The following is an 18280-nucleotide window of genomic DNA, read 5'->3' on the forward strand; positions in this document are numbered from 1 at the left end:
CGGACGGTGCGCGGCGGCGGGAAACCGGCTCAGCCCGCCGTGTGGCCCCGACCGCTGTCGCGACCTGCTGGCCGGACGCCTAGCAGGCTCAGCAACGTCTCGTGCCGAGCGCGCCATTCTGCGGTGACCCGCCTGTCCAGCAGCACCTCGGTGATCTCAGCGAGCGCGGCGTCGCGCTCTCCGCGTCCTTTGTAGATATGAGCCAGGATCCATCGGAACTCCGCGGCGCGTTCCGGGTCTTCTGTCCGGGCGAGCGCGGACCGGGCCTCCAATTCGGGCTCTTCGCCGAGCCACAGGAGAATCCAGGCGAGAATCGCGCTGCACAGGTCGGCGGTGTGCGGCGCGAGCGATCCGAAGCCGAGCGCCTGGCGCAGCAGCTGTACGGCGAGCTGCGGCCGCTCGGCGGCGACCGCGCTGATTCTTGTCGTGAGCCATTCGGCCGTCCAGTCGTCGGCGGCCGCCGGAACGACGACGAGGTGTTCCGCCACCCGGTGCGGAGGCACGCCGATGCCGGCCAGTGCCTCGGCCAGCTGGCGGTGCAGCATGCCGCGCAGCGCCCGGGGTGTCTGCTCGTAGAGTGCTTGGCGCACAACGGTATGCCGGAACTCGTGCCGATCCTCGGTGCGATCGAGGATCCCCGCGGACGTCGCCTCCTGAAGGCGTGCGGTCACCTCGGTCCCGGTCCGGCCGGTAGCGGCGGCCACCTCGTCCGCGGTGAATCCGCGGCTCAGCATCGCCGCGTACTTGATCGTCGCGAGTGTCTCCTCGGAGAGGAAGGTCAGGTGCTGGCTGACGAGCGAGACCAGTTGCTCCGGCAACGCGTCGGCGAACGGGGGCGCCTCGTCCATGCACGCGACGATCTGGCGGATGTACCAAGGATTGCCGGCTCCGTCGGCAGCTTCCCGGTAGAGCGGGTTCCTGCCGGGCTCGGTGCACCGGTCGACTAACCGGCGTACGTCGGCCGGCGGCAGCGGACCGAGGGACAGGACGGTGCCGCGGCCGGCCGTGCCAGCCTCTGTTGTGCGCGAGGCGCTGATCAGCAACAGCGGCAGGCCTTCGAGTTCGCTGAGACACCGCCAGGTCGCGGCGCTCGCCTCGTCAGCCCATTGCATATCGTCGGCCACCAAGACGAGCGGCTGCTCGGCGCAGAGCTTTCGCACCACCGCGATCGCCTGCGCCGTCTCGGTGTCGAAGTCCGTTCCGCCCCGGGGCGTGGCGTCCGCCGGCAGGCCGAGAAGGTCCGCGAACAGCCGGAACGGGACCTCCGTGTCCAGTTCGTGCGCTGTGGCCCAGCGAACCTGTGCGCCGGACATCTCCGAGGCGGCTTCCGCCAGCAGCGCGGACTTGCCGATTCCCGGCTCGCCCGCCACTCGCACTGCGCCGCCGTGTCCGGCGACTGCCTCACGGAAGGCCGCGTCGAGGAGGCTCAGCTCCGCGGTACGCCCGACGAAGCCGTTCGTCCGCTCCAGTTCCCGCTTCTGCGAGCCCGCGGGTCCGCCGGCGGCCACCTGCGGTCGCGCGGACGCCGGAGCGGGCTCGGCTACGGGGTCGAGAAGCCACTGCCGCAGCTTTCGGAGATCCAGGCTCGGCTCGATGCCCGACTCGTCCATCAGGATCGACTGGAACTCCGCGAACACCTTCAGTGCCTCCGCGGTGCGGCCGCAACCGTGCAGGGCTCGCATGAGCTGTGCACGAAGTGATTCCCGGTTCGGATGCTCGGCGCAGAGCACTCGCAGCTCGTCGACGAGTCCGGTCTGCGGGCCAAGACCGAGCAGCAGCTCGGCCCTCAGTTCCAATGCGCTCAGCCGTACTCCGGCGAGCCGGAGCCGTTGTGCTTCGGCGAACGGTCCCGGGACGCCGGACAGAGCATCGGCACGCCACAGCCCGAGCGCGGTTTCGACGGTCTCGAGGGCTAGTTCCCGGCGGGCGTTCGCGGCGAGATCCTGCGCGGTTTCGCACAGAGCGCTGAACTGGAAGAGGTCGATGTTCTTCCGTGGCACCGAAAGCGTATAGCCCGAGCCGACCGATGCGAGTGTCCGGCAATCGCCGCGCCGAGGCCGTCCTGGCTCGAGCACCCGCCGCAGATCGGAAACATAGGTGTAGAGGCTGCCGCTCGCGCTCGGCGGTGGCGCTTCGCCCCAGAGTGCGTCGACGAGCTCATGCCGGGCGACCGTGTGTTCGGCGGAGCAAGCGAGAACGGCGAACACGCCCCGGCGGAACGACGATCCCAGGTCGAGTTCGACTGAGCCGCGAGAGACGTGTACGTCGCCCAGCAGTTGAACCGTCAGCTCCGGTGTCAGATCGTCGCCCACCGTCTCAACGCCTCCTGGGCCTTTTCGTCGCGCACCTTCGTGCATTGTAGGCGAAGAAAATCCGGCCCAGTGCGTCCTGGCCGGTCCGTCGGCAACCAAGTACCGGCGGGCAGTCTTCCCTGCCTGAAAGGCGGAATCCGGTGCTGCGGCAGCTCATTCCGGCTGTGGCGGAGAAGTCCGCGATCGGCGCAGGCGACGTGGCGCACCAACTCGACTCGGCACCGCCGAGCGGTGACACCGCTGTCGCCAGTGGAAGCCCGGCGAACGGATGCCGGAATCCAGGCGCGGATCGTGTGGACTGGGAATGAAGTCCTTCCGCCGACACTGCTGACATGAACGAAAACAGACGTCTGCCCTACTCCGCTGCCAATGCCTCGGACAATGCGGTGGTCGCCCGAGAACTGGTTTTCGACCTGATGGCTGGATGCATGACTCCGGTGCCGCTGCGCGCGACGCTGCGGTACGAAACGTCGGATCCTTATGCGATCTTCATGGAGTTCGACACTGTCGAGGCTCCTCGCTCCATCCAGTGGATCTTCGCGCGCAGCCTTCTGGCCAGCGGGCTCCACTCGCCGGCTGGTCTCGGCGACATTCGGATCCGGCCTTCCGAGGAGAATCCGAAGGCGGTTCTCGTCGAGCTGGATTCGCCCGCCGGATATGCCGTACTGCGCGCGCCCGTGTCCGGGGTCAGGGAATTCCTCGACCGCACTTACGAGGTGGTCCCGTGGGGCAGCGAGTCGCTGTGGGCCGACTTCGATCTTGAGCTGGCCAGGCTGTCCGCGGACTGAGCTTGCGCCGGTCCGCGGCAGATGGAAAGCGACCGCATATGTGCGTGCACGCGCCGGGCTTTCGAGATCTTCCGGAGCTAGTCGGGAATCGAAGAGTTCGCAGCGGTGTGCTGCGGACGGAAGTACTGCGGTGCCGCGGCTGAGGCGGCGCGACGGCGACCTTTCACCAGCGTGGCGGGAGGGGTCGGGTTGGAATATTCCACGATGGGCAATCCGGCCCAGCCGGATGCTGCGAACGACTGATTTGAAGGAGCGAAATGCCCCACCGGGCTGTCGAATGTGTCACCATTCGCGGATCGGGGTTCCGGGGCCGACTGGCGAGGTGGGGATCGTGGGGACTGAATCCGGCAGGGACCGCCGTCGCGTCGAAGGATGGAGCGGCCCGCCGCGCAACTGGCCGGACGACGTTGTGGTGCCACAGTTGTCACTTGCCGACCGGTTCGATCATTGGGTGGACGAGTGTGTCACGCTGACCGCGGCGCAGAAGACCGATGAAGCGCGCGAGCGTTATGTGGACATCCTGGTCGGCCTGCTCGACGCGGCCGCGGCGATGCGAGCGACCGCTCGGCGTGATCCCGAGGAGGCGGTGGACCGGCTGCGCTCGGCCGTCAAACTGCTCCAGGGCGTCGATCAAGCCGGACTCGAATTCCCGGCCGGCTCGGGGGAACAGGCCGGGTGGAAGTTCGGGACGTGACGGGCTGGTCAGATCAGTCCGGCGCGGACGGCATAGGCGACTGCGTGCTGCCGGTTGCGCAGCTTTTTCCGGCTCAACAGGACATGCAGGATATTTTTCACCGTGCGGGCCGAATAGCAGAGCTCGTCGGCGATCTGCTGGGTGTCCAATCCGTCCGCCAGCATCCGCAGAATGGCGATTTCGCGGTCGGTCAGCTGGCTTGAGTCCGGCTCCGGGCGGCCGAGGCGCCGGATCTGGTCCATCAGCTCGGTGAGCAGCCGAGGATCCAAGGCCGGCCGCTCGGCGGCATCCAGCACGGTGTCGACGAGGTCGGCGCTGCTGCTGCCGAAAGGGAGTACGGAGACCACTCCGCATTCGACCGCTGCGATCACGTTCGCTTCGGAGAAATGTTCGGCAATCAGCACCACTCGGGCCGTGGAGCTGCCAGCGATCCGTCGCAGCGCCGTCGCGCTGTCCGTGTCGAGCAAGTCGGTGGCGAAGACGAGCACGTCGGCTTCGAGCGGCGACGTGAAGGGAACGACCGTCAGCCGGCGGTCTGTCTCGAGGAAGCTTGCGAGGCCGACTCCCATCACGGTGTCGCTCGCACGTACGGCGACGTAGACATTACCCACGGTCGCTCACCTCCACAGAGTATGCACATGGCTTCGATCAGTGTGAGATGGTGGCCTTCACGAAGTCTCAAAAAGGAAGGCTCGGCGGCGTGAACGCCCCGGCGAGCCGGCGGACACCGGGTCAGGACCACACGGAGGGGCTCGGCGGTGGCGAAGACGATGCGGAGCGGCGGTAGCGACGCGAAGCCGGCGGACCGAGCGCGCGGGCGGCACTGTCGGCCGACCGGATCGAGCGCGCGGCCCGTTCGATCGTGCCCGCCGCGCCTCGGCGTCGGACCGACCGGTCCGCTGGCGACTGCTGTTGCGTCGTCGGTTTCGCGTCTGCCCGGCGGCGGCTCCGGAGGAATGCGACATAGTGCTTTTCCGACTGGATCGGATGATCGGCCGTGAATCGGCGCCAGGCGGCCTGCGGAAAGGCTGGCTCGACGGCGGTCATCCTGCGAACCAGGACTGCCGCACCGTGGAAGATATGTCTCGTCGATTGTCGGCGGTTGCGGTGCCGGCCGGTTCGAAGGCGGTCCGCGGTCAGGATGGAGGCGTGATGGGCTGGGTGAGCGTGGCGGTCCTGGCCAGGGATCCGATCGCGGCGGACGGCGCCCGCGCGGCGCTCCGCGGTCGTCCGGGCGTCCGACTGGTCGTCGGCGACGCCGAGCGGCAGGCCCAGGTGCTGATCGTCTTCGCAGGGAATGTCGACGGCGCCCTGCTGTCCATGGTCGAGGAATTCGTCGAGCGCGCCGAGTCTTCCACCGTCCGCGTTGTGTTCGTGGTTAGCCGGCTTCCGGAGTACTACCTGCTCAGGGCGTTCGAATGCGGGCTCGTCAGCGTGCTGATGCGCGGCGAGGTCGATTACGACGTCATCGTCCGGGCCACGATAAACGCGAGCAGGGCGCGCTCGACGATGCCGGAGCCGTTGCTGTTCGCGTTGCTCGATCGCATACGGCAGTCCCAGGAACGGCTGCACAGCACCTATGGCCTGACCTCGGCCGGGCTCAACAAGCGCGAAATCGAAGTTCTGCGCCTCCTGTCGGACGGGCTGGACACCAGCGAGATCGCTGCGAAGCTGAATTATTCCGAACGGACGATCAAGGCTGTCCTGCAGGTGATGATGACGCGGCTCGGCCTGAACAGCCGGGCACATGCCGTCGCCTACGCCATTCGGTGCGGGATGGTCTGACCGGGCCGCCCGGTTCCGGGAGCCTTCTTCGCGGCGAAGGCTGATGAGGGGGCGGAACAGGCAGCCGACGCTGAAATTCGGCCTCAACAACGGTTGTGCGGCTTGTGCCGATCCGGGCATCGCAGGCTACTGTCTCGATCTTGCGGTCATTCTCGGCTGCGCTGTCGGCACAAAAAGGAGGCCCGCAGTGATCGAAACAACGGAAGCCGTTGCAGCACAACAGATCGAGCTGCTTGTGCCGGAGATGCGCGCCGAGTCGGCCGACCTTCCGGCTCCTCGTGGGCCGCGGATCACCGGGCCGGAAGTGCGCGTCGAAACGCAGTCCCAGCGGCTGCACCGCAATTACGCCGAGCTCCTCCAAGAGGTCCGGGTCGCGCAGACCGGAGTGCAACTGCTTCTCGCCTCGATGCTGACGATGGTGTTCACTCCGCTTTTTTCGTCTTTTTCCCACTTCCAGCGCGGGGTGTATGTCACCGCGCTGATTCTCGGGGTGGCCGCGAATGCGCTGCTGGTCGCTCCCGCGGTCTACCACCGGGTGATCTTCGGGTGCAATCTGCGGCAGGACTTGGTCCGGACTTCCAATGTCCTGGTGTTGGCCGGGTTCTCGTTTCTCATGCTGTCGCTGAGCGCGGCCTTCCTGCTGGTGCTGTCAATCGCGATCGGGCCGGAGACCGCGAGTGCGATCGCCGCCGGGGCGCTGACGATGCTCGTCTCGCTCTGGTACGTGCTGCCGATTCGCGCGCGGCTCCGCAAACGCCGATGACCAGATGCCGACGTGGCTGTTCGGACACAACGCGTCGCGGAAAGTACCTCGGCTGATCCGGCGGGCACCGTCGATGCGGAGCACCGTCGCATGATGCGGACGTGGACACCGAACTCGCCGCTGCTCGTTCCTCCGGGAAGCCGCTGGTCACGATCTCCGGTCCGGCCGGGATCGGGCGGACCGCCTTCCTCGGGGAACTCGGCGCGCAGCTGGCGGCTGGCGGTGTCCGGGTTTCCGGGATCCGGTTTACCCGCGCTGGCATCGCGGTTCCGGCGATGCTCGGCGCGGAGCCAGGCACCCCAGACCGCGGTGCCGGCGGATCGCGGTCGGCGGGCTTTGCGGGAACGGACTCGGCGTGGGTCGCGGTCGGACACGCCGCCGGGGCCGCCCAGGATCCGCGGATCGGCAGGCGCGCGGCGATGGCCGCGGCCGCGGCCATTCTTCGGGCGGACGGCGAATCGGCGTTGCTCGTCGACGACATCCAGTGGGCGGACCGCGATTCCCTGGCAGTGCTGGAAAGCCTTGCCCGGCTGCTGACGAACGCTTCGGCGATGTTCTGCTGCGCGATCCGGACTCCGGGGGCTGGTCCGGCGGCGGCCGAGGGCAGGACGAGACTCGGCAGGCTCCGTCAGGAGGGTCTCGTACATTCAGTGCGGTTGCGGCCGTGGACGGCGGCGGAGATCTCCAGGCGAGTGGTCAAGCTGACCGAAGCCGTGCCGGATCGCGAACTGCTCGACCGGCTTCTCCGCGGCTCCCGGGGCATTCCGTTGGCAGTGGACGAGTCTGTCGAGAGACTGTGCCGGGCCGGCTCGATCCACACGATCTCCGGCCGGGCCTATTTGGTGCCCGGACAGGCGCCGCCGTCGCGCTTCACGAGCAGATTCGGCGTGGCAGTGCGCGGCCTCGGCTCACATGCGTGGACGGTGGCCAAGGCAGTGGCGCTCATCGCGCCGCTGGGCGAAGCCGTGCCGGCGCTTGTGTCCGACGCGCTCGGCATGTCTCGGACGGACAGTGTCGCGGCACTGGATCTGCTGTGCCGGGAAGGGGTGCTGCACCGCGGCCGAGGGTGGCGGTTTCCTTTGCCGTACGGGGAATCAGTGCTTGCCGCGCAGCTAGGCCCGTTCGAGCGCCGGCAACTCGCCGGGTCCGCGGTCCGTGCGGTGTGGGCCGGTTCGGCGCGCTGCTCCGATCCGGACCGGCTCGCGGACTTGGTGGCCGATGCCGGCCGTCTGGTCGATTGCCGCCAGGCGCTCGGGGCGCTGCTTGAGCACGCCGCGGCGGACGGGTCCGAGGCCGAGCGGGCTGTGCGGTGGCTCGCTGCGGCGGTGGAACTCACCGAGGACCGGGCGACCCGCGCGGCAGTCCTGTACCGGCATGCCGTCGCCTGTCATCGGGCCGACCGGCCGGAGCAAAGCCTGCGCGGGGCCGAGCTGCTTCTCGCCGATTTCGCCGATGCGCTGGCCGAGGACGAAATTCAGGAGGTCCGCCTGATTCGGCTGTGCGCGTGGCGAAGCATGGGCGAGCTGGATCCCGTCGGCGCGATTGCCGGGCAGTCCGCTCCGGCGCCGGACGGAGCGGGAACGCATCCAGTCGTGAAGGCTTACGCCGGTAGTTTGCTCGATCGATGGGACCTGGTAAGCGACCTGCTCGCGGGGGATTACAGGCACGCGGAGGACGCGATGTCGGTGATGACCAGCAGCTTGCTGAAGACCCTGGCCGCCGTGTGGACCGGGGATCTCGCACCTCTCGAATCCGCGGTAGCGGTCCGTTCCGAGTGGCCGTTGCGGCACATAGAGCGGCACCGCGTTCGTCAGATCGGCGCGTACGCGACCGCGCTTCTGGTCATCGGTGATCTCGGCGGCACGGAAAAGCTGCTGGCAGACGAGAATCTGCCGGCGTCCGGCCTTTCCCCAGCCGTCCGCGCGATGCGAGCGGCCCTGCGCGGCGAGGCCGGGCTCGCCGTCGAGTTGGCCCGGCGCAGGATCGCACAGGGCGCCAACCGGAACTACCACGCGGCGTCGACCGGAATGCACCTGCTGGTGGTCTCGTTGTTGGTGGCCCAGGGAAAACTGGCCGAGGCGCGAGACCATCTGGCCGTCGCCCGCGCTGCGTCGCCCCAGCTCGCATACCTGTTGGACATCGCGGATGCGAGGATCGACCAGGCACTCGGAGAGAGCGAGGGCGCGATGGCCTGGCTCGAGCACTGTATTGCCGACGCCGGGGAGCGTCGACTTGCGACCGGTGCCGATGTCGCCTGGGCGGAACTGGCACAGCTGGCTCTCGAATCGAGTGACCGGTGGCTTGCCCGGCGCAGCTGTGCCGAACTCGAGAAGATCGTCGCGCGCATGCCCACGAGCCGGGCAGTGGTGCTTGCCCGGCTCGTGCGCGCCACCGTGCACCACGACCGGGCAGCGGCCGCGGAATGCCTGGCCGTCGTGCGCGAGCGCGGGCAGCCGCTTGAATCGGCCGTCGTTCTGGAACGGCTCGTGCGCAACGGGGTCGGCCATCCGCGCCTGCTGAGCGAGGCGTATGCCCGGTACGGCGAGGTCGATGCGCTGCTTTACCGGGCCTGGCTGCGAAACGTGATGCGGGAGCACGGCGTCGCCGTGCCGGGACGCCAGGAAACGCTCGTCGAGAACGAGCGAGTGCTGGCGATGCTCGCGGCCGAGGGCCTGAGCAACAAACAACTCGCGACGGCCTTGCGCACCAGCGAGAAAAGCGTCGAAGGACGGTTGAGCCGCCTGTTCCTGCGGACCGGCTACCGGTCCCGGATCGAACTTTCCGGCGCGATGCTGACCGGCCGGTTCTAGCGCCGTCGGCATGGAGCGACATAGAGACTGCGTGAAGACGGCCCGGCGAGACTGGTTCCAGCGGGTCCGGTGTGGACTCCCGCGCCGCGCGGACGAGACGAACCGGGGAGGAGTGGTCGAGATGAAGCAGCAGCGGACGGCTCTCATCGGCAGGGACACGGAGCTGGCGGCTTTTCGGGGTGCTGATCACCGGAGGGCGATGCTGGTGGTGCGCGGTCCTGCGGGCAGCGGCAAGACCAGCGTCCTGGCACAGTCGGGCCACGAGCTGGCCGGCGGCGGATTCGTGACCGTCCAGGTCGTCGGCTCGGCGGAACACCCGGAGTGGGACCTGTTTGGGGTGTCCGCAGTGCTGCGCGCCGTGTGCGAGGACTTCGAGGAAATCGGCGGTGGTCCCCGGCTCACCGAGGCACTCGCCGCCGTGCGCCGCTTGTGCACCGAAGACACCTATGCTTCCCAACCCGGAAAGTACCGGTTGATCCACGCTTTCGGCGCGTTGTTCAGCATGCTCGGAGCAGACAAGCCGGTCGCGTTGCTGGTGGACGACGCGCATCTGATTGCCCAGCCCGCGGTTGCGCTGGCTGCGCTGCGTTCCGCCGGTCAGCGGGTGATCGCCTCGTGTCGGGGCGAAGCGGAGGAGTTGTGCGCCGCCGCCGACCAGGTGATCGATCTCGGCCCGCTTCCGGAGGACGAGGCGGATCTGGTGCTGCGGCAGGTCGCCGGCACCGCCGTCGACGGCGCGCTGCGGGACGCCCTGCATCGCGGCCTCGGCCGCTGGTACTTCAACCCCGGCACGCTCGCGGCGGCAGTCGCGGACTTGCACCGGCAAGGCAGGTTGGCGACCGTGCACGGCCACCTTTGCCTGCGCGATCCCGCCGAGCCGATCGCCCTTCCGCCCGGGCATCCACTGTGCGCTGAAGTCGATTCCTGGGGAGAAACCGCCCGCGACCTCGTCCTGCTCGCCGCGGACGGGCCGCGCTTCGGCGTTGACGACCTTCCCTTGCTCGCCGCGGCGGCGGGACGGACCCTGACCGAATACGGCCGCACGGCGGACCGGCTCGTGCTCGCCGGGGTGCTGGACGCCGACCTCGCCGCGCGGCTGACGGTCGGCTGCCCGGCGCTGGGCGCCGCGGTGGCGGCGGCCGACCCGGAACGGTTGGCCAAGCTGCGCCGGGCGGTCGCCGAGCAGCAGCTCGCCGATGCGGCCGGGAACGACGTGCGGCCGGGATCGAGTGTGGACGCTCCGCTCGATCCCGCAATGGCCGAGTACACGGCGTGGCGCGAAGCGCGGCCAGGGCCGGAACAGGACCGGCTGGCTGCGGAGATCGTCCGGTCGTTGGTGCGCACCGGTGGTTACGCGCTGCTGGCGGACTTCGCGGCGGCGGCAGTCGCTCGCGGCACCGGCGGCACGGAGCTCCGGAACAGCGTCGCCGCTGCGGCGGTGCTCGCTTCGGTCCACCTTGGACAGCCGGTGCCGGACACAGTCGAGACCGCGATCGCCGGCGCGGGCGCGGCGGAGTTCGGTCGGCGCTGGTTCGCTGGGGAATCTGTCCGCGCGGTCGACGTCGAGTCCGCTTTCGGGCCGCTGCGGCAATGGTGCTTGCCGGATGACGGGTTCCGCGGCGGGCCGTCCGATGCAGTCCTGGACGCCGCGCTCGCCATGCGTGACATCGCACCAGCCCTCGAAGCGGTGCTCGGCCCGGACTACCAGTCGGCTGCGGACGGTCCGATCGCCGCCGTGCACCGGGTCTGTGCGGGGTACGCGGGCGAGGACTGGACCGACGCGCTCAGCGCTGCCCGCCGGCTCGAGACCGATCCGAACGCCGACCCGGTGAGTCGGCAGGCAACCCGGCTGCTGGCCGCCGAGATGTGCGCTTGGCGGGGCGAAGACCGGCTGGCGGCCTCGTGGTTGGCCGGCGTCCCGGAGGACAGCGCGGCCTTCGCGGCGCTGCGCGGCTGGGTGCTGGCCGGGATTCGGCACCACTCGGGCGAGGTGGACGGTGTGTTCGAGACTGGCTGGAGCGCCTTCCGCCGAGGACGGGACCGCGGGGAGACGCCCGGGGTGTCGCTCCTGCTCCGCCGGCTGGCGGCGATCGCGGCCGAGACCGGCCGGACGGCCGACGCGCGTCGGGTGCTGGCGGAGGCGCAAGCCTGGCACGGCGGCTGCGGCACCGTCGAATCGACCAAGACGGTCCTGGTCGTCCGGGGGCTGGTGGAGGACGACGGGACACACGCCCGCGCCGCGGAGCGGGTGATCCGGCGGCACGGCAACCGGTTCGAGCTCTCGCTGGCCTGTCAGCGGGTCGCCGAGACCTCGGCCGAGCCGCATCCGTGGCTGAACGAGGCGTACGAGATCGCCCAGGCGATCGGTGCCGCCCGGCTGACTGCCCGGGCCCGGCAGTCGCTGCGCTGCCACGGCGTGGTGGTTTCGATGGCGCGGCCCGCGCGCGAGCAGCTCTCCGAGGCCGAGCTGCGGATCATCGAGCTGATTCGATCGGGCCGGACCAACCGGCAGATCGCGCTCGAACTGCGGATGAGCGAGAAGACGGTGGAGAAGCACCTCACCCGCCTGTTCGCCAAGGCGGGCTGCCGGACCCGGCACGGGCTGGCGACGTCGGGGCTGGGCGGTTGGCTGGAACAGGTCGGGGCGTGAGCACCGCGGTGGGCAAGGTCGGCACGGAGGAGAGCTGAGACGTGAGCAGGAACGTGATCGCGGTCGCCCAGTCGCCGGGCCAGCGGTACCGGAACATCGGCGATGCCGTCGACCGCGCCGCCGAGGGGGCGGTGATCATGGTCGGGCCGGGGCGGTACACCGAAAATCTCGTGCTGACCAAGGCAGTGACGATCACCGCCGAGAACGGCCCGGGCACGGTCTGGCTGGTCGCCGCGAGAGGCACGACGGTCACCCTGGACGCGGACTGCGCCGCGCTGTCTGGCGTGACGGTGGTGTCGATGGACGAGGACAGCCCGGCCGTGCTGGTCACTCGCGGGCAGCTGAGCATCACCGAGTCCGTAGTGGAGGCGTCGAGTTGGGCGTCGGTTTACGTCCACGATCGGGGCACAGTGTTGATGCGGGCCAGCCAGGTGCGCAATTCGGTCGGCGCTGGCGTGGTGGTGACTTCGCCGGAAGGCGGCGTGCTCGACAATTGCCAGCTCGACGATCTCGGCACTTCCGCGGTCGTCGTCGCCGAGAACGGCTCGCTGCTGGTCCGCTCGTCGCAGGTGCGCGGGCCGGCCGGGAACGGCATCTGCCTCAACGGCCGGGGCCGGCTGACCGTCGAGGACACCACGGTCTCCGGAACGGGCAAACCGGCGGTCGCGGTCGAGCAGCACGCGGTCATGAACGCGACTCGGCTCAAGGTGACCGACGTCAAGGCGATCGGTTTCTACCTGGCCAGTTCGGAGCCAGCGGTGCTGGAGGACTGTGCCGTCGCCGGTTCCGCGGCGGAAGGGATGTACGTCGGCGAAGGATGCGCGCCGGTGCTGCGGAACTGCGTCGTCAGCCGGAGCCGAGGCAGCGGGCTGCACTTCGCCGGCCGGGCCTCCGGCACCGTGACGGCGTGCGAAGCGACCGAAATCGACGGTGTCGGGGTGAGCGTCACCGAACGCAGCATTCCCGAGTTCAACCGGCTTACCGTGTCTGGGTGCACCTCGGCTGGGATCCGGGTGGACGAGGGTGCGGACCCGTTCTTTCGCCGGCTGCGAGTGCTCGGCTGCGACGGCCCGGCGATCGAGATCCGCGGGAACGCCCGGGGTCGGCTGGAGAACGTGGAGGTCGAGGACGGCCGCGACGTCGGAGTGTCGGTGAGCGGTGCCGCCCGTCCTTCGATCAGCGGGCTGAGCGCACGGGGGACCGCGCGGGCCGGGGTGACCGTCGCCGAGGCGGCGTTGTCGCTGGCCGACAGCGTGATCAGCAAATCCGGGGCGGAAGGGGTCCGGGCCGACGGAGGTGCGGACGTCTCGCTGTCCCGGTGCCGCGTGCACGACAGTGCCGAAGCCGGGATCCTGTTCAGCGAGGGGGCGTCCGGCACCATCGCCGACTGCGAGTTCAACGGCGGGTCCGCGGACGGTATCCGGCTCGAGACCGAGGAAGCGGTCCGGCTGTCCGGCTGCACGGTCCGCGACAATCGCGGCAGCGGCGTGCGGCAGACCCGGCCCGGCAACTCGATCGAGGTGCTGGACCTGACCAGCGCCGGCAACTCGGTTCCGGACGCGTTCGGCACCGCGGCGACTGCGGACGTCGCGGCGGCGCTGGCCGCGCCCGAGTCCGCTCCTGCGCGTCCCGGGCTGGGTTCCGATCCGCTGGTCGAATTGCACGGCCTGGTCGGGCTCGCCGGGGTCAAGAGCGAAGTGACGTCGCTGGTCAACCTGAACAAGATGGCCCAGCGCCGGATCGACGCCGGCCTTTCCGCCCCGCCGATGGCGCGGCACCTGGTGTTCGCGGGCGCGCCGGGCACCGGCAAGACCACAGTCGCCCGGCTCTACGGCCAGATCTTGGCCCAGCTGGGCGTCCTGCGCAAAGGACATCTGGTCGAAGTCGCGCGGGCAGACCTGGTTGCGCAGATCATCGGCGGCACGGCGATCAAGACCACCGAGGCGTTCACCACCGCGCTGGGCGGCGTGTTGTTCATCGACGAGGCCTACACGCTCAGCAGCAGCGGCGGCGGCACCGGGCCGGACTTCGGTAAAGAGGCCATCGACACCCTGGTCAAGCTGATGGAGGACCACCGCGACGACGTCGTGGTGATCGCGGCTGGGTATTCCCGGGAAATGCAGCAGTTCCTCGAATCCAACCCGGGCATGGAATCGCGGTTCAGCCGCACCATCGAGTTCGCCAACTACACCCCCGACGAACTGGTCACGATCGTGCGGGCGCAGTGCAGCAAACACGACTACCGGTTGACCGAAAGCGCCAGCGACGCGCTGCTGAAGTACTTCGACGAAATCCCGAAGGACGGCACTTTCGGCAACGGCCGGACCGCCCGCCGGGTCTTCGAGCGGATGACCGACCGGCAGGCGTCGCGGCTGTCGGCCAGCCTGACCGCCAACGCCGCTGATCTCACCATGCTGACCGAGGAAGACATCGTCCTCACCGGGTGACCTGCCCGCCGAAGACCGGACGGAAGGAGTGAAGATGCGCCAGGTTGCTGCGCAGCCGCGGTTCGCGGCCCTCGTCGCGGACGAGCACGAGGGATACCAGCGGCACGTGCTGATCCGCAGTGCCGGCGAGCCGGCGCTGGAGCGTTGGCTGGATGCGCCGGTGCCGCTCGCGCCGTCTCATCTGCTCGTCTTGGTCACGCCGGGTGCGCTGGACGAGCCATCGTTGCTCAGTTCGCTTCCGGACCTGCTCGCGGCACCGCTCGCGAGCGGCGGGTCGATCGCCGCGATCTGGCTCGGGATCAGGGCGCTCGCCAGGGAACCGGAGAAAGTCCGCAGGCTGTCCGAGGAGCTCAAGACCACGGTCGTGGTGCCCGACGGCGGCTTTACCGTGACGCCGGGTGCCGGCTTGTACGCGGGCCTCGGCGCCGGCGGCACCGGATGGCAGGAGTTCGCGCCGGGGCGGCCGAGCCGGTCGGCCGGCTCGCGGTTTCCCGCGCCGGCGTGGGAGAGTTGGTGTGCCGATCGGCCGATCGAGGCCGGTGGCGTAGTGGCCGAGCCAGTGCAATGCGGCCTGCTGGTGCGCGAGGCTGGGGCTCGCTCGGGCGATCCGGCTGGTCCGGGAATGGCAGCGGCCGCCGATCCGCGTTTCCCGCAGGTCGTCGTCGGCGACGGACGGTCGGTGCCATCGCCGTCCGCGGTCGCCGCGATTCTGCGCTCGCTTCCGTCCGACCGGGTGCTGGTCGTCCCGGCGTCCGCCGACGCGGCGACGCATGCCTGGCAGGTCGAACTCGCCATGCGGCTTGGCCGGAGCGTCGTGTTCAGCGCCGGCCCGCGAGCGAGCGCTGGGGCGGGTGCCGTTTCGACCGTAGTGCTGGATGAAACCGGCGAGTTCCGCTTCCGTCCTTTCGCGACGGTGCTCCGTCAGCCGCCCGGCCCCGGCGACCAGACGATTCTCGACATCGCGCCGGCTCCTCCCGGATGGGTGGCGAGCGGCCGCCGCAGCTACCGACTTCGCGACGGTGGGCCGGTGACGGCCGACGTCGTGCCTTCCGGCCTGGTAATGCGCTGCTCGGACAGTGGACCAGGCGACGCCGCCACCGACGCCGCGCCCTTCGACCCTGTGACCTGGACGTTGACGCTCGGAGTTCGCGGGCAACTGGTGGGCTTGCCGGTGCTCGCCGCCGCCGAGCGGTTGCTGGACACGATAGGACCGGCGCAGCGGAAAGCCACCCGGATCCGGGTAGCCGGCATCCTCGACCGCGACGCGGTGGAGGCGCTCAACAAGTGGGCCGGGGCAAAGAGCCCTCCCGCGGGGACGTCGCTGCCGGTCGTACCCGAGATGCCTCCTTCCTCGCAAGTTGCGGAGAATGCCTCCTCGGCTACCGCCGATAGGGCGGACCGGGCGATGGCGGACCTCTTGCCGGTTGCGGATCAGCCTTCGAGCACTGCCGATACGGCGGGCCGGATGCCGGCCGAGTTCGTCCGGACGGTCCCCGATCTCCGATCGCCTGTTGCCCGCCCCACGTGCCTGCCGCCGATCATGACCACCTCCGCGACCCCAGTGTCCACTGTGTCCGGTCCGCCAGCGGCGCGGGGCCTGGTGCCGGACACCGGCGTGCGAGACCTCCCGGCCGAGCCCGGCGTTGTCCGCGGCGAGGACGATCCGGCCGGCAACCCAGTCGAACCGGAGCGTCCGCGCGCGCTGCGGGGTCTGCCCATTCCGGAGACGGTTCCCGGCCGAGCTCAGACCGTGACGGTGCCGTTGCCCGAAGAGCCGCTGAACCCGCGCGATGTCCCTGACCGTCCCAGCAACTCGGCCGAACAGCTCCGGTTTACCGAATCCGCCGGCCAGGGCTTCGGCGAAGCCCTGGCCACTGTCAACGCCGCGCTGGCGACTTGGCCGTCCATGCGGCGGGACGAGTCGGCCGGCACGAAGGCCGATTTCGTCGCCGTCTGCCTGTACCTCGGGCAAGGCGAGGAGAGCACCACGGCGGTCAACAGGGCGGTGCGCGCCGGTCGGCCCGAGCCTTTGGACGGGCAAGTCCCTTGCCTGGCGTCCGGGCTCCGTCGGCTGCCGACGCATCGGCGCCCGGTGTTGCGACAGGGCCGTGCCGGATCGATCGAACACGGGAGCATTCCGGGCACCGTGCTCGCCGAACCGGGATTTCTCACGGCCGGCGCGGATCTCGATGCGACGGCTCCCGGTGCCGACCTCGACGTGCTGATCTGGCCGGCAACCGCACGCCGGACCTCCGAACTGATGTTGAACCGCCCGTTCGGCGAGGTAGTGTTCCTCGCCGGCTCGCGGTTCAAGGCGCTCGCTGTGCGCAAGGCCGAGGGAACCGGGACTGAGGGCTGCGACGGGCCGGCGGCGCCGAAGGTCGCCGCTCTGTTTCGCGAACTTGCCCCGGGAGAGGTCCCGTCCGGTACCGGCCTGGACGAACGCGATCAGCTCGTGCTCGCAAAACTGGACCGCGTGCTGGCGCGCCGACAAAGCCGTCAGCTTCGGCTGATCGACGATCCGGGCGCGATCGCTCGGATGACGACCTCGCTTGTAGAATGGCACGGCGAGGTGGCGGAGACTGGCAGGGCCGCGGCGGTGGCGTCGTGAGGAGGTCGTCGTCTGGGCTCACAGTCCTGCTGACCGCCGGTGTGGCCGTCCTGGGGGCCTCCGCTCCAGCCATCGCTCAGCAGCAGCCTACGCCGCCACCCTCTTCGCCATCGCCAGCGTCGGCACCGCCGTCATCGTCTCAGCCACCGTGCCTACCCCCGCCACAGATATCCGAGACCGACGTGCCGTGGGCGCAGCGACAGCTTGTGCCCCAACGAGTCTGGCCGCTGACGAGAGGGGCGGGCATTACTGTCGCAGTGGTCGACACCGGCGTGGACGTCACCACTCCGCAGCTGGTGAACGCCCATGTGCTGCCCGGCGTTGACCTGACCAGTCCGAGTCGGGGGCCTGCGAACACGGATTGCTACGGGCACGGCACCTTCAACGCGGGCATCATCGCGGCGACGCCGGCTCCGGGAACCGGTTTCCTCGGACTGGCCCCGGACGTGACGATCCTGCCGATTCGCTGTGCGACAACCGATACACCAAACGTCGCCGGCTCGCTGACCGCGGAGGGAATGGCGAACGGGATCCGGCAGGCGGTCGACTCGGGCGCGCGGGTGATCAACATCTCGGCGAGCACCACGACGCCGGTACCAGACCTCGCCGCTGCCGTTGAGTACGCCAGCCGGCGCGACGTGGTGGTCGTCGCGTCCGCGGCGAATACCGCGCAGCAAGGCAATCCGGTGACTTACCCGGCTTCCTATCCCTCGGTCATCGCTGTCGGCGCCGTCGACAAGGACGGAAAGCACGCGGATTTCTCCCAAACCGGCCCCTTCGTGTCGCTCGTCGCACCCGGCGTGGCCATCACAAGCATTGGACCGGGCGGGCCAGGACAGTGGCAGGGAAACGGAACCAGTTATGCCGCGCCTTTTGTCGCCGCGACTGTCGCGCTGATCAGGGCCTATCGGCCGCGTCTGACCGCGCCCCAGATCAAGCACCGACTTGAAGTCACCGCAGATCACCCTGCCGCGGCACTGCCCGATCCGGCGCTTGGCTGGGGGACGCTCAATGTGACCTCCGCGGTGACCGATGAACTGCCGGAAGAGTCCGGCGCGGCGGCGATCGTCGTCCGGCCCCACGGGGCACATCCGGCGGACCTCGCGGCACCTGACGGCCTCGGCCCTGTCCTCGCGGTAGCAAGCGCGGTCGGCGTGCTGGTGGTCGTGCTCGCGCTCCTGGTGATCTCACGGCTGTTCGGCGAGGGGAGCCGTCGCGGTTGGCGTCGGGCTCGGGTCGCGAAGGTCCGTTCCGCTGAACCCGTGCCGGGCAGCGCACGGACGATGCGAAAGCCGCCTGCTATTCAGTAGCGCGGAAATTCGGCCGCGCTCGGCTGTCGAGCGCGGCATGAAGTTGAAGATGAATCATTTTCAGTCATTGACCCCGCGCCGGGCCGCCTTTCGCTCGCGCTTGGCGTGCC

11 protein-coding genes are annotated in these 18280 nt (G+C 69.6%); 9 read left to right on the plus strand and 2 right to left on the minus strand.

What is annotated here, in order from left to right:
• Positions 1–29 precede the first annotated feature (29 nt).
• Positions 30–2312: an ATP-binding protein gene (locus tag ABD156_RS23995; RefSeq protein ID WP_344277792.1), complete on the minus strand. Its 2283-nt coding sequence runs from the start codon at positions 2310–2312 to the stop codon at positions 30–32.
• A 332-nt stretch (positions 2313–2644) separates the two neighbouring features.
• Between ABD156_RS23995 and ABD156_RS24000 the strand changes: the two genes are divergently transcribed.
• A complete protein-coding gene (locus ABD156_RS24000) occupies positions 2645–3100 on the plus strand; it encodes an SsgA family sporulation/cell division regulator (protein WP_377926000.1) in 456 nt (151 codons plus the stop codon).
• Between the two features lie 331 nt (positions 3101–3431).
• Complete coding sequence (locus ABD156_RS24005; RefSeq protein WP_344277795.1) at positions 3432–3794, plus strand: hypothetical protein; 363 nt, start codon at positions 3432–3434, stop codon at positions 3792–3794.
• Between the two features lie 8 nt (positions 3795–3802).
• On the opposite strand, the gene ABD156_RS24010 is transcribed toward ABD156_RS24005, so the two are convergent.
• A complete protein-coding gene (locus tag ABD156_RS24010; protein ID WP_344277797.1) occupies positions 3803–4363 on the minus strand; it encodes a response regulator transcription factor in 561 nt (186 codons plus the stop codon).
• Between the two features lie 418 nt (positions 4364–4781).
• On the opposite strand from ABD156_RS24010, the gene ABD156_RS24015 reads away from it, so the two are divergent.
• From ABD156_RS24015 to mycP, 7 genes are all read left to right on the plus strand, one after another.
• Positions 4782–5579 (plus strand): helix-turn-helix transcriptional regulator, encoded by a 798-nt coding sequence (locus tag ABD156_RS24015; RefSeq protein ID WP_344277800.1) that lies wholly within the window; start codon positions 4782–4784, stop codon positions 5577–5579.
• 187 nt (positions 5580–5766) lie between these two features.
• The gene (locus ABD156_RS24020) at positions 5767–6342 is read left to right on the plus strand and encodes a DUF6328 family protein (protein ID WP_344277802.1); all 576 of its coding nucleotides are present in this window, start codon (positions 5767–5769) and stop codon (positions 6340–6342) included.
• 101 nt (positions 6343–6443) lie between these two features.
• Positions 6444–9152 carry an AAA family ATPase gene (locus ABD156_RS24025; RefSeq protein WP_344277805.1) on the plus strand — a complete coding sequence of 903 codons (2709 nt, stop codon included), beginning with the start codon at positions 6444–6446 and terminating at the stop codon, positions 9150–9152.
• Between the two features lie 121 nt (positions 9153–9273).
• A complete protein-coding gene (locus tag ABD156_RS24030) occupies positions 9274–11802 on the plus strand; it encodes a helix-turn-helix transcriptional regulator (RefSeq protein ID WP_344277808.1) in 2529 nt (842 codons plus the stop codon).
• A gap of 41 nt (positions 11803–11843) precedes the next feature.
• Entirely contained in the window at positions 11844–14249 is a 2406-nt protein-coding gene (locus ABD156_RS24035; protein ID WP_344277811.1) for a right-handed parallel beta-helix repeat-containing protein, read from the plus strand.
• A 34-nt stretch (positions 14250–14283) separates the two neighbouring features.
• Positions 14284–16860 carry a hypothetical protein gene (locus tag ABD156_RS24040; protein WP_344277813.1) on the plus strand — a complete coding sequence of 859 codons (2577 nt, stop codon included), beginning with the start codon at positions 14284–14286 and terminating at the stop codon, positions 16858–16860.
• The gene (gene mycP / locus ABD156_RS24045; RefSeq protein ID WP_344277815.1) at positions 16809–18170 is read left to right on the plus strand and encodes a type VII secretion-associated serine protease mycosin; all 1362 of its coding nucleotides are present in this window, start codon (positions 16809–16811) and stop codon (positions 18168–18170) included. Before ABD156_RS24040 ends, mycP begins: the two co-directional genes overlap by 52 nt.
• The last annotated feature ends 110 nt before the right edge of the window (positions 18171–18280 follow it).

This window comes from Amycolatopsis albidoflavus, assembly GCF_039525725.1.
In the GTDB taxonomy this organism is placed as follows: Bacteria; Actinomycetota; Actinomycetes; order Mycobacteriales; family Pseudonocardiaceae; genus Amycolatopsis; species Amycolatopsis albidoflava.